The organism is Chelatococcus sp. XZ-Ab1 (genome assembly GCF_029309855.1).
In the GTDB taxonomy this organism is placed as follows: Bacteria; Pseudomonadota; Alphaproteobacteria; order Rhizobiales; family Beijerinckiaceae; genus Chelatococcus_A; species Chelatococcus_A sambhunathii.
Genome location: NZ_JARKII010000004.1, coordinates 216,361 through 227,906, shown reverse-complemented (window position 1 = coordinate 227,906; position 11,546 = coordinate 216,361). Strand labels below are relative to the sequence as shown.

12 protein-coding genes and 1 tRNA gene are annotated in these 11,546 nt (G+C 65.7%); 4 read left to right on the top strand and 9 right to left on the bottom strand.

The annotated features are described in order from the left end of the window. Positions 1-4: 4 nt before the first annotated feature. Complete coding sequence (locus P2T65_RS08800) at positions 5-1,210, bottom strand: D-alanyl-D-alanine carboxypeptidase family protein (protein WP_276199638.1); 1,206 nt, start codon at positions 1,208-1,210, stop codon at positions 5-7. A 79-nt stretch (positions 1,211-1,289) separates the two neighbouring features. Next, positions 1,290-2,330, bottom strand: a complete 1,041-nt coding sequence (locus tag P2T65_RS08795) for a septal ring lytic transglycosylase RlpA family protein (protein ID WP_276199600.1) — start codon at positions 2,328-2,330, stop codon at positions 1,290-1,292. A 504-nt stretch (positions 2,331-2,834) separates the two neighbouring features. On the opposite strand from P2T65_RS08795, the gene P2T65_RS08790 reads away from it, so the two are divergent. After that, positions 2,835-3,446, top strand: coding sequence for a pyridoxamine 5'-phosphate oxidase family protein (locus P2T65_RS08790; RefSeq protein ID WP_055458190.1), 612 nt, complete (start codon positions 2,835-2,837; stop codon positions 3,444-3,446). Between the two features lie 6 nt (positions 3,447-3,452). On the opposite strand, the gene rimO is transcribed toward P2T65_RS08790, so the two are convergent. The 5 genes from rimO to P2T65_RS08765 form a co-directional block, all read right to left on the bottom strand. After that, complete coding sequence (gene rimO, locus P2T65_RS08785; protein WP_276199599.1) at positions 3,453-4,769, bottom strand: 30S ribosomal protein S12 methylthiotransferase RimO; 1,317 nt, start codon at positions 4,767-4,769, stop codon at positions 3,453-3,455. Between the two features lie 451 nt (positions 4,770-5,220). Beyond that, the gene (locus P2T65_RS08780) at positions 5,221-6,048 is read right to left on the bottom strand and encodes a glucose 1-dehydrogenase (RefSeq protein ID WP_071923824.1); all 828 of its coding nucleotides are present in this window, start codon (positions 6,046-6,048) and stop codon (positions 5,221-5,223) included. Positions 6,049-6,067: 19 nt separating this feature from the next. Further along, a complete protein-coding gene (locus tag P2T65_RS08775; RefSeq protein WP_055458479.1) occupies positions 6,068-7,000 on the bottom strand; it encodes an SMP-30/gluconolactonase/LRE family protein in 933 nt (310 codons plus the stop codon). Between the two features lie 192 nt (positions 7,001-7,192). Next, positions 7,193-7,546 carry a DUF1428 family protein gene (locus tag P2T65_RS08770; RefSeq protein ID WP_063185286.1) on the bottom strand — a complete coding sequence of 118 codons (354 nt, stop codon included), beginning with the start codon at positions 7,544-7,546 and terminating at the stop codon, positions 7,193-7,195. Between the two features lie 133 nt (positions 7,547-7,679). Continuing rightward, positions 7,680-8,048 (bottom strand): helix-turn-helix domain-containing protein, encoded by a 369-nt coding sequence (locus P2T65_RS08765; protein ID WP_055458193.1) that lies wholly within the window; start codon positions 8,046-8,048, stop codon positions 7,680-7,682. Between the two features lie 107 nt (positions 8,049-8,155). Here P2T65_RS08765 and P2T65_RS08760 point away from each other — a divergent pair, with 107 nt between their 5' ends. Then, positions 8,156-8,860 carry a glutathione S-transferase family protein gene (locus P2T65_RS08760; protein ID WP_276199598.1) on the top strand — a complete coding sequence of 235 codons (705 nt, stop codon included), beginning with the start codon at positions 8,156-8,158 and terminating at the stop codon, positions 8,858-8,860. A 993-nt stretch (positions 8,861-9,853) separates the two neighbouring features. On the opposite strand, the gene P2T65_RS08755 is transcribed toward P2T65_RS08760, so the two are convergent. Beyond that, positions 9,854-9,943: transfer RNA gene (locus P2T65_RS08755), tRNA-Ser, on the bottom strand. Between the two features lie 130 nt (positions 9,944-10,073). Between P2T65_RS08755 and P2T65_RS08750 the strand changes: the two genes are divergently transcribed. After that, complete coding sequence (locus tag P2T65_RS08750) at positions 10,074-10,673, top strand: class I SAM-dependent methyltransferase (protein ID WP_276199597.1); 600 nt, start codon at positions 10,074-10,076, stop codon at positions 10,671-10,673. Between the two features lie 28 nt (positions 10,674-10,701). Here P2T65_RS08750 and P2T65_RS08745 read toward each other — a convergent pair whose 3' ends face one another. Continuing rightward, positions 10,702-10,926, bottom strand: a complete 225-nt coding sequence (locus P2T65_RS08745; RefSeq protein WP_055458196.1) for a hypothetical protein — start codon at positions 10,924-10,926, stop codon at positions 10,702-10,704. Between the two features lie 132 nt (positions 10,927-11,058). Between P2T65_RS08745 and P2T65_RS08740 the strand changes: the two genes are divergently transcribed. Then, the gene (locus P2T65_RS08740) at positions 11,059-11,478 is read left to right on the top strand and encodes a hypothetical protein (protein WP_063186483.1); all 420 of its coding nucleotides are present in this window, start codon (positions 11,059-11,061) and stop codon (positions 11,476-11,478) included. Positions 11,479-11,546: the final 68 nt, after the last annotated feature.

The window sequence follows — 11,546 nt, the reverse complement described above, 5'->3', positions numbered from 1 at the left end:
CCTCTTACAATAGCTTGCTCAGCGCATCGCGAATGGCGCCGGTGCTGAGTTCGAACAGCGCATCGAAGGCGCGCTGCGACAGGCTGCCCGACTCCACCGCCTCGCCTGTGTATAGCGGGACGACGAGCGCGTCGACATCGTCGCGCGTGACGCGCAGGTGGCCGACCTCCATGCCCGCGGCGACCGGCGCCCGCAGCGGGCCGCGGTAGACGACCTTCACGTCGAGGCGGTCGCTCGTGCCGCGCGGCACCAGCACGCGCACCGCTTCCCGGGCGAGGAGCGGGACGCGCCCTCTCGCGCCGCCATAGACCTGCGCTTGGTCGATCACCTCGCCGGACTTGAAGAGCTCGCGCGTCTCGAAATTGTTGAAGCCCCAGTCGAGCAGCTTGCGGCCCTCGTTGCCCCGCTCGCGCGCGTTGGGCAGGCCGTTGAGCACGACGACGAGCCGCTGGCCGTCGCGCACCGCCGAACCGACCAGCCCGTAGCCCGATTCCGCGAGATTGCCCGTCTTCAATCCGTCGGCCCCAATATCCATGGCGAGGAGCGGATTGCGGTTCTGCTGGCGGATCTTGTTCCAGGTGAATTCCCGCTCGCCGAATATCGCGTACAGATCCGGAAAATTCTCGACGAGGTAGAGCGAGAGCTCGGCGAGATCGCGCGCCGTCGTCCGCTGCTCGGGGTCGGCATAGCCGGTTGCGTTGCGGAAGGTGCTGTTCCGCAGCCCGATCGCCTTCGCCCGCTCGTTCATGAGGCGGGCGAAGTTCTCCTCGGTGCCGGCGATGCCCTCCGCCAGCGCGATGGCTGCATCGTTGCCGGAATGGACGATGAGCCCGCGCAGGAGGTCGGCGATGGGAACGCGGCTGTTGACGATGGCGAACATCGTCGAGCCGCCGGACGGCGCCCCGCCCCGCCGCCAGGCGTTCTCGGAGACGGCGAACGTGTCCTCGAGCGACAGGCGGCCGGCCTTGATCTCCTCGAAGACGACGGCCGCGGTCATGACCTTGACGAGGCTGGCCGGGACCATTGGCGCATCGGGCGCCTTGGCGAACAGGATGCCGCGCGTGCGCGCATCCATCAGGATGGCGAAATCGGCCGAGGTCTGGAAAGTCTGCGCCGCGGCGGTTCCTGCGGCGGCAAGGCACGCGAGCGCCAGGAAAACGGCAATCAGACGCCGGCCGATGCTCCGGCCGAAACCCGATACGGACAACAAAACCGACATCGCTCCCCCATATGGAGGGGGAATGTGCGATGCCGGCGCCGCAAAATCAACGTATGCGGCGGAGCTGCCCTCAGTTGGCCGCCGTTCCCTTGCGGAACGAGACGAAGCGCTGCTCCTTGACGAGCGCGAACGGCGTCTCCGCCTCGAAGCGGGCGTTGGCGTTCTGCGGCGCCGCGTAGAAGAGGCTGGCGACGACGGGCTTGCCGGCGGGCGGCACGGCCACCGCCACCGGCACGCCGGCGTTCGGAATGGTGTTGAGGTCGAGCAGGTCGTCGATGGTGGCGACCTCCGCCCGCTGGAGGTGAACCGCCGGCGCGGGCGCCGCGGGAGTGGGAGCCGCGGCGGCCATCGCAACGCCCTGCTGCCCGAAATCGGGACGCGGCACCGGCATCGGGATGGCGCTCGCCGCGGCGGTCGCGACCGGCGCCTGCGCGGCGGCGGGAGACGCATAAGCCATGCTGGGCGCGGCGGCTGCGGGCGCCGGCTGGACCGGCTCGGCCGAGGCGACCATGACCGGTGCTGCGACAGGCGCCACCGGCGCACCGCCGCCGGCCGGACGGCCATCGATCTGCAGCGTGGCGAGCAGCTTGCGGTCATCGCTGCCGCGCAACGAGGCGCGGCCGACATATTCGACCTTCACCTGGGCCGTGCCCGCGCGGCGGAAATCGAGCGCATCGGCGACGCTGCGCGAGACGTCGATGATGCGGCCGCCGTGGAACGGGCCGCGATCGTTGACGCGCACCACCATCGATCGGTTGTTTGCAAGGTTGGTGACGCGCACGTAGCTCGGCAGAGGCAGCGTGGGATGGGCGGCGGCGATCGAGTGTTTGTCGAACACCTCGCCATTCGCTGTCAGACGACCGTGGAAGTCGGCGCCGTACCAGGAGGCCGTGCCGGTGGCCGTGTATTTCTCGTTAAGCTTCGGGACATAGGTCTTGCCGGCCACCTGGTAGGGCTTGCCGGTGTGATCACGTCCACCGCCCTTGGGGACCGGCTTGCCGTCGGCGACGACACGCGGACTGGGGGCGACGCCGTATTTCGGGTCGATCTTGGCAGAGCTCACCTTCTGCGTCGCGCTGCTGCAGTTGGCGAGGCCGAGCGCCAAGACCACGATGCCAGCGCTCTGCAGCGCGAAGCGGAGGGGCGACCGCCCCGTGTCGAAGCTTTCGGATCTGGAAAATGCCGATGAGATGGACGGGGAAACGTTCGCTTTGGTGGCGCCAAGCTCAGTTGTCGCACGATCCATCTGCTGCATCGGCTCGTTCCGTTCTTGCCTGTCGGTGGCCGCACGCTGCCGTCGGAAGGGCGCGACCGATGCGCCGGACCTTGGACTTGAACACCACCGAAGTGTCGCTGTAATCCGATGAATGGAGCGTTAAGGCCTCACATCCGACAAAGCAAGCTTGCAATGCGAAAGTGCAACCCACATTCCGAAGGCGAAACGAGCCTTCGGAATGCGACGAAATTGCGGCGCCTCTGCCCCATTGTCGTCGTGTCGTGCGTTGCAGGGTGTCGTGCCGGCCGCGTCGTTCAGCAGTAAAGCTGTCGTGTAGCGACTGTCTGATCGACTATAGCCTCGTCATCCGTCTTGGGCATCGGCGAACCGGGAGACCTCATGAAGACCATCGTGACCATCGCCGAACTCGAGGCCATCTATGGACAGCCCGGCGAGACGTCGACCGTCAAAGTGACCGATTATGTCACGCCCCATTATGCCGCCTTCATCGAGGCATCGCCCTTTGTCGCCCTTGCGACGGTCGGTCCGGAGGGGCTCGATTGTTCGCCGCGCGGCGACGGCCGCGGCTTCGTGCGCCTCCACGATCCGCGCACCCTCATGCTGCCGGACCGGCACGGCAACAACCGCATCGATTCCCTGCGCAACATCGTGCGCGACCCGCGCGTGGCCCTGCTCTTCCTCATTCCCGGTGCCGGCAACACGCTGCGCGTCAATGGCCATGCCCGGCTGACAGTGGACGAAACTCTGCGCGCTTCCTTCGCCGTCGAAGGAAAGCAGCCGCGGACGGTCGTCGTCATCGAGGTGCGCGAGGTCTATTTCCAGTGCGCCCGCGCCATCATCCGCGCCGGCCTGTGGGATCCGTCCAGGCACGTGGCGCCGGACGCGCTGCCAACGCCGGGCGCCATCCTCGCCGCCCTGTCGCAGGACCGTGTCGGCGGTGATGAATACGACAAGGCCTGGCCGGAGCGGGCCAGACAATCGATGTGGTGAGAAGGCTCAGACCGCGGTGCCGTGCAGGTCGTAGGCGTCCGAGCGCTCGACCTTCACAGTGACGATGTCGCCGACGCGCAGCGGACGGCGCGAGGCGACGTAGACATTGCCGTCGATCTCCGGCGCATCCCACTTGGAGCGCCCCTTGGCGACCGTTGGTCCCGCCTCGTCGATGATGACGGGAATGCGCCGGCCGATGCGGCCCTTCAGGCGCTGGGCGCTGACCTTGGCCTGGGCCTGCATGAAGCGGTGCCAACGCTCTTCCTTGACCTCGTCCGGCACCGGCGCGGCGATCTCGTTGGCGGGCGCCCCCGTCACCGGCTCGTAGCGGAAGCAGCCGACCCGGTCGAGCTTGGCCTCCTGCAGCCATTCGAGCAGGAAGTCGAAATCCTCGTCCGTCTCGCCCGGGAAGCCGACGATGAAGGTCGAGCGGATGGCAAGGTCCGGGCACTCCTCGCGCCAGCGGCGGATACGGTCGAGCGTCTTCTCCTGATGCGCCGGACGGCGCATGTTTCGCAGCACCGCCGGGGCGGCGTGCTGGAAAGGAATGTCGAGGTAGGGGAGCACTTTGCCTTCCGCCATGAGGCCGACGACCTCGTCGACATGCGGATAGGGATAGACATAGTGCAGTCGCACCCAGACGCCGAGTTCGCCGAGGGCCGCCGAAAGGTCGAGGAAACGCGCCCTCACCTCTCTGCCGCCATGGGTGCTCGGCGCATATTTGAGATCGAGGCCATAGGCGCTCGTGTCCTGCGAAATGACGAGCAGTTCCTTCACGCCGGCCTTCACCAGGCGCTCGGCTTCCCGCAGCACATCCGCGGCCGGACGGCTGACGAGGTCGCCGCGCAGCTTCGGGATGATGCAGAAGGTGCAGCGGTTGTTGCAGCCTTCGGAGATCTTCAGATAGGCGTAGTGGCGCGGCGTGAACTTGATGCCCTGCTCGGGGACGAGATCGATAAACGGATCATGCGCCGGCGGCACAGCCTTGTGCACCGCATCGACCACGGTCTCATATTGCTGCGGCCCGGTGATGGCGAGGACATCGGGGAACTGATCGCGGATCTGGCCCGGCTCGGCGCCCATGCAGCCCGTGACGATGACCTTGCCGTTCTTGGCCATGGCCTCGCCGATGGCGCCGAGCGATTCCGCTTTGGCCGAATCGAGGAAACCGCAGGTGTTGACGATGACGACATCCGCGCCCTCGTGCGTCTTCGTCAGTTCATAGCCCTCGGCCCTGAGGCGCGTGACGATGCGCTCGGAATCGACGAGCGCCTTCGGGCAGCCGAGGGAAACGAAACTGATCTTGGGAGCGTGCTCGCCCATGCCTGTCGCCACCGCTTGAGCGCCGGCATCGCGACGAGAGCCGCGGACGACGCATCATGTCCTTGATAATGATCGTATTCTCGGATCGCGGGCCGGGCCTTCGCCACCCTGAAACGGCTCCAGCCAAAATCCGGGGCCTCGATTGGCACGGAAAGGGCGCCGACGCAACGGTCTTGATGCCGCAAGGTTTCACAAGAGAAGCCCGGCAGTACCTGACTGCCGGGCTCAAGGCTTCGGGAGGAGCCTGCCAAGACCGCGTGGAAGAAGACTACATCGGCCCGTTGCCGAAGCAGCCAGCCAGACGAAGGCCTCATCACGTGCAATATTCATAACAGATTCGCGCCGCTCTTGCCTCACGAAAATACCGCATCCGAAAGACAGCTTCCTCGCAACGCCCGCGTGCACTGCGCGGCGCCTCAGGATCGATTCAATTTTATTCTTCTGCGACCTGCTACGACGCCCAGTTGTGCTGGAAATCGGCATAAAGGGTCAGGCCGCCGCAGGCAAAGATCGTCTGGCCCGTGATGTAGCGGGCCTCCTCCGAGGCGAGAAAGGCGAAGACGGGCGCCATATCATCGGCATCAGCGGCGAAACCCATGGGGATGTGACTTTCGACCGCCGCTCGCGACGCCGGATCCTCGACCCAGCCCCTGTTCAGCTCGGTCGCCGTGGCGCCCGGTCCGACGGCATTGACGCGGATCCCCCGGGCAGCGAACTCCAGCGCCAGCGTCCGCGTCAGGTTGGCGAGCCCGCCCTTGCTGATGGAATAGGCGAGATAGCCGGGCTTGGGGATGATCTCGTGCACGCTCGTCGTGTTGATGATCGCGCCGGGAGCCTTGCGCGCGAGGAGATGACGCGCCACGGCGCGGGCGCAATTGGCCGCGCCGACGAGGTTGACCGCGAGGATGCGCGCGAGCCGTTCATCCTCGAAGGCGTCCCCCGGCGTCGGCGCCTGGATGCCGGCATTGTTGACGAGGATGTCGACATGCCCCCAGGCGGAGACCGCCTCCTCGACCATCGCGTCGACCGCGCGCGGCAGGGATACGTCCGCTGCGAGTGCCAGATGCGGCCGCTCGCCGTGCCCGGCATCCGTCGCAGCGGTCCGCACCGCCGCCAGCGCTGCTGCCATCGCGTCGGCATCCGCCAGGTCGTTGACGGCGACCGTCGCTCCCTCGGCGGCGAAGCGGCGCGCGACGGCGAGGCCAATGCCCCGCGCGCCGCCTGTCACGATGGCCGTGCGCCCTTCGAGACGCTGCGGATTGAGAGCGTGAAAGGTCATGATGCGTCAGGTCCTGGCGTCAGAACGCGTGCGACTCGCCGGGCCGGGAAGCGCCCCTCGTGTTGAGGTAGACCGCGTAGAGCGACGTCGTTCCGCAGATGAAGAGGCGGTTACGCTTAGGACCGCCGAAGCAGACATTGGCCACCACCTCCGGTACCCGGATCTTGCCGATAAGCGAGCCGTCGGGGTCAAAGCAATGGACGCCGTCGCCGGCGCTCGTCCATACATTGCCGTGCACGTCGATGCGCAGGCCGTCGAAGAGGCCGTGGCTACAGGTGGCGAAGATCTCTCCGCCGCTGAGCCTCCCACCCGCGCCAACGTTGAAGCGGCGGATGTGACGCGGACCGTCGTCGACGTGGGTCGCGCCGGTGTCGACCACATAGAGCAACTGCTCATCCGGCGAGAAGGCGATGCCGTTGGGCTTTACGAAATCTGTTGCCACGGCAGCGATCGTGCCGTCCGCCGGATCGAAGCGATAGACGTATGATGCGCCGATCTCGGATGGTGCCGCATCGCCCTCGTAGTCGGAATCGATGCCGTAGGTCGGGTCCGTGAACCAGATCGTGCCGTCCGATTTCACGACCACATCGTTCGGCGAGTTGAGCCGCTTGCCCTCGAAACGGTCGACCAGGATCCGCACGGAGCCGTCCGGCTCGGTGCGCGAGATGCAGCGTCCCTGATGCTCGCAGGAAACGAGGCGCCCTTCCCTGTCCACCGTATGGCCGTTGGTGTTTCGGGCCGGTTGGCGGAAGACGGAGACGGACCCGTCCGTCTCGTCCCAGCGCATGATGCGGTTGTTGGGAATATCCGACCAGATGAGATAGCGCCCCGCCGGGAAATAGGCCGGCCCCTCGGCCCAGCGGCATCCTGTATAGAGCTTTTCGAGATGGACATTGCCGAAGACGAGGCGCAAGAAGCGCGGGTCGATCACCTCGAAATCATTGCTCAGCATGGGCATTTTCTCCCGATCGCCGTTGTTCTCGAGAAGGCGCGCCCGGCCCGCCATCGGCTCAGACGATCGGCGCACGGGACGCAAGAGGCGTGAACGAGGCGAGATTGGGAGACTTGCCGGCGGAATGCAAGGCCGGCTCCGGACCGCTCCGTCCGGCAGAACTTGGAGGCAGGAGCGGCCGGAGATGAGCTGCTAGCTGTCGAGGATCCCCTCAAAGCCGCCAAAGATCATACGCTTGCCGTCGAAAGGCATCTGCTCGCCCATGGCGCGCATGCGCGGATCCGTCATGATCTTCTCATTGGCGGCATCGCGCGCCGCCCGCGTGGGATATTCCACCCAGCTGAAGACCACGACCTCGTTGTCCTTGGCCTGCACGGCCCGGCGGAAATCGGTGACCTTGCCCTCCGGCACGTCGTCGCCCCAGCATTCGACGACACGGGTGGCGCCGAGCTCCTTGAACAGCACCGCCGCCTCCGCGGCATGTTTGCGGTAGATTTCCTTGTTCTCGGCCGGCACGGCCGCAACGAATCCTTCCACATAAGGCATCGCGATGTCCTCCTTCGTGGCAGCGCTGACCATCCGGCCCGCAGCGTACCAATAAATCAGTTGATATCAACATAATCTGGCGTTGTCAAAGTCAGGGACGTGGGCGGCGCATTGTCGGGCGCGATGCCCGCCGTTACCCTCCTTGCAGCATGCCGACGCTCCGGGTTTTCGATGCGCCCGGTTCCGTGCCGGCGCCGGCGGCAGCTTCCCACCAGTCGCCGAGGGCATCGATCAGCGGCACGAGCCTCTCCCCCGCGGGCGTGAGGTCATATTCGACGCGCAGGGGATAGCCGTCGAACTCCGTGCGCTTGACGATGCCGGCCGCCTCGAGCTTGCGCAGTTCGAACGACAGCATCTTGTGCGAGATCGTGGGGTTGTCCCGGCGCAGGTCGCTGAAACGCTTCGTGCCATCCTTCAGGTAGTAGATCAGGAGGGTCGGCCAGCGCCCGCTGAGCACCTGCATCACCTCCTCGATGGGGCAACGGGAGACAAGATCCTTCATCGGCGCCTCGTGGTTGCAAAAAAGTGCGTAATTTACACGGCTCTCCGGTCGAGTAGGGTCCGGGCTCGCTGCGCAGCGTGATCACGAGAAATCACGGGAGATCGATCTTGGAGCCGATCCTACTTTACGGCTTCCCCTCGGGAAGCTCCATGGGACTTGTCGCGGCGCTCGAATGGCTGGGCAAGCCCTACCGGCTGTGCCGGGTGGACATGCTCGGCGACATGCGCGAGCCGTCGTACGCCCGGCTCAATCCGCGCCATGAGACCCCGGTCTTCATCACGGACAAGGGTGAGTTGCTGACGGAGACCATGGCCATCGCCGCCTGGCTCGAGGCGCGGGATAGCGACCGGCGCATCAGCTTCGCCCCCCTGTCGCGTGAGGCGGACCGGATGCACCAGCTGATGGCCTTCGTGAACACGGGTTTTACCGGCGCCTTCTCGCCGCTGTGGGCCGCCCTCGAGATGGAAGATCCCGACCCCGCCGTGCAGACGGCGCTGCGCGACTTCGGCCGCCGCGCCGTCATCGAGCGCCACGACAAGCTGGAAGGCATGATCGGGCAAGGCCCGTTCCTCGTCGGTGAGCGGCCGAGCCTCGCGGACGCCGTCCTCGTCGGCGTCGCCCGCTGGCTCGACTTCCACAAAGTCGCCGACCGCGGACGCTGGCCGAAGCTGTCCGCCCTGCGCGAGCGGCTGGAAGGCGATCCCGCCGTCATCCACGCCACGAAGCTGGAGAATGGCGAAGCCTCATCCGGCACGGGCGCCCTCCTCGGCCACATGCCGCTTGACGAGGTGATCGAGAGGTTCGGCGGGTAGGCCAGCGCGCAGCCCGGGAAAAGGCGGCGCCCTGTCTACGGCCCGGTCCTGCCCGCGATCGGGCACGCCATTCCTTGCCCGCCAGCCAGAAAAGCTGGCGTTTTTTTAGGTACCATGTTTCAGGGAAGATAAGATGAACGATACGGAAGTTCTTGGGATGAACCACGCCGAAGTGAAGCGCAATTATTGATCCGGATAACTTGCCACCCATGTTCCCTACACATAGGCATTCGCCGCAGTTTTGGGAATAGATTGGCCGCTCCATCACCATATTCAGCTTTCTGGAAGAAATATTGGGGAAAAATATTTGCGTTTACGGCAACCCGACAATAGGGCGTCGAAGAAATCGACACGGCCTATAAAGCTTCGCTGCTGCAGCTTGAGCGATCCTTGACGGATCAGATTTTGAATTTGGCTTAATACTATGGAAGGGCCGCGCGATAAGCCCCGGATACTGCAAACCGAAAACATAGACGAGCCGAGCGAAAACATTAAGAAGTTAACCGTTAATTCGTAGCGTGCTTTATCATGTCTCATGTCTCATGTCTCATGTCTCATGGCGAATGTCGGATGTAAACGGCGCGTCCATGTCGCTATTAATCAAACGAAAGAAAGTTGATGCAGCAATTGACCTTGCATGTTTGAGGCAGGTTCAGGGGCATGTCGTAGGATTGATTCGCAGCGTCATCGACACCGTGACGCATATGGGTTGGCAGTTTCCCAGCGCCGCAGGGCCGGGAAAGCCGATCATGTAGCGAAGTTGGGCGGTGAATCGCCGCATCCGCTATCTCGTTCAGCCCGCACTTTCGGTGATGCAGGCTTTCAGGAGTCCGCCGCGAGCCTCGCTGGCCGTTCACGTCCGCGTGATCGTCAGGCCCGTGCGCGCCGCCAAGCGTGGGCATAAAGCCCGGAGCCTACCGCCCGAGTTCCTGATAGTTGCCCGTGAGCCGGATTTTCATAAAACCGAAAAATGACAATAAAATCAATGCATAATGGCGGATGGGGTGGGATTCGAACCCACGGTACGGTTGCCCGCACGGCGGTTTTCAAGACCGCTGCCTTAAACCACTCGGCCACCCATCCTCGCCGACTGCATTCTTCTGACGGCAGAGGCCGCCGTTGACAAGGGCCAAGGGCGCATCCGGGTCGGTCGATCCATGCAAGGCGCGCCGGCGCGGCCTTGCCGCCCGCGGGCGGCGTGGAAGATGGCGGCATGGACGATGCTGGCGAAGCTGTCGCAAGCCTCTACGAGCGCCATGCCCACCCCTTCGACCGCTCGCGCGGCCGCAGCCTCCTCGAGCGCGGCTGGCTCGACCACTGCCTCGCCGCCGTCGGCGGGGAGCGGAGCGTGCTCGACCTCGGCTGCGGCGCGGGCGAGCCGCTGGCCTGCTATCCCGCGGCGAGCGGCTGCGCCGTCACCGGCGTCGATTCCGCGCCGAGCCTCATCGGGCGCTGCCGCACGCGCTTCCCTGCGCAGCAATGGCTCGTCGCCGACATGCGCTGCCTCGCCCTCGGCAGGACATTCGGCGGCATTCTCGCCTGTGACCGTTTCTTTCACCTGCAGCCGGACGACAAGCGCGCCATGTTCGGCGTCTTCACGGCGCATGCGCGCAAGGGCACGGCGCTGATGTTCACGAGCGGCCCGGCGCGCGGCGAGGTTCTCGGCACCTTCGAGGGCGAGCCGCTCTACCACGCCAGCCTCGACGGCGCGGAATACGAGGCCCGCCTCGCCGCTGCCGGCTTCCGGGTGCTCGACCATGAGGTGGACGACCCATTCTGCAGCGGCCACACCGTCTGGCTCGCCGCGCGCTGAACGGTCCGGCCGAAGCCGGCGGATGGCTTCAGGCTGCCCTGGAAGCCGGGCGCCTGCGGACGGCGGAATGCTTCAATGGTTCCGGCCGTGGCTCGGGAGCCACGATCCGGCCCCAGACGACGGGGACGGGGTCCGGCGCGAGCAGCCAGGGCTCGTCACTGTCGCAGCAGCGCCCGAAGGCGCGGCCGGCAGCCTCGGCGGCCCGGACAAGGTGGGCCTCGTGCATCTCCTTGAGCAGTGCGGCAGCGATCATGGCACCCTCCGACTGTCGCCATGAGAGATCATCATGGTTAACGCTTCCTGAAGGCGCTCGCCCCCGCGCCCATGGCCAAACGGCCGCCGGCGCGTCATTCTGTCACCGGGCAGCACCGAGGGGACAACAGCCATGATCGCCGGCACCACATCCACGACCCCGACGCGAGCCGTCGGGCGCCTGTTCCTGCGTACCGCCGTCGTCGCCGGCCTGGCCGGCCTCAGCCTCGGCATCTTCATGGGCGCGTCGCACGACCACACCTTCCGCACCGTGCACGCGCACATCAATCTCGTCGGCTGGGTCTCACTCTTCCTGTTCGGGTTGTTCTACGCGCTGCTGGGAACGGCTTCGACCCGCCTGGCGAAGATCCATTACGGGTTGGCGACCGGCGGGCTCATCCTGTTCGCAGTCGGCCTTCCCAGCATCGCCCTAGGGCTGCCCTGGGGTGAGCCGGTCGCGATCCTGGCGTCCTTTGCGACCCTGTTTTCCATGGCGCTCTTCGCCTATGTGGTCTTCACGGCCGGCGAGGCGGCGAATCCCGCCGCAGGCTAGCTGGCCCCGCGGGATTGGCGCCGGTCTGGGAAAAACAACCTTGACCGCGCCCCTGCCGACGTGGTGTT

Coding starts and splice junctions, on each gene's coding strand:
- P2T65_RS08790 (WP_055458190.1), top strand. CDS start 2,835: ATGAAGACCATCGTGACCATCGCCGAACTCGAGGCCATCTATGGACAG.
- rimO (WP_276199599.1), bottom strand. CDS start 4,769: ATGGGCGAGCACGCTCCCAAGATCAGTTTCGTTTCCCTCGGCTGCCCG.
- P2T65_RS08780 (WP_071923824.1), bottom strand. CDS start 6,048: ATGACCTTTCACGCTCTCAATCCGCAGCGTCTCGAAGGGCGCACGGCC.
- P2T65_RS08775 (WP_055458479.1), bottom strand. CDS start 7,000: ATGCTGAGCAATGATTTCGAGGTGATCGACCCGCGCTTCTTGCGCCTC.
- P2T65_RS08770 (WP_063185286.1), bottom strand. CDS start 7,546: ATGCCTTATGTGGAAGGATTCGTTGCGGCCGTGCCGGCCGAGAACAAG.
- P2T65_RS08765 (WP_055458193.1), bottom strand. CDS start 8,048: ATGAAGGATCTTGTCTCCCGTTGCCCCATCGAGGAGGTGATGCAGGTG.
- P2T65_RS08750 (WP_276199597.1), top strand. CDS start 10,074: ATGGACGATGCTGGCGAAGCTGTCGCAAGCCTCTACGAGCGCCATGCC.
- P2T65_RS08745 (WP_055458196.1), bottom strand. CDS start 10,926: ATGATCGCTGCCGCACTGCTCAAGGAGATGCACGAGGCCCACCTTGTC.
- P2T65_RS08740 (WP_063186483.1), top strand. CDS start 11,059: ATGATCGCCGGCACCACATCCACGACCCCGACGCGAGCCGTCGGGCGC.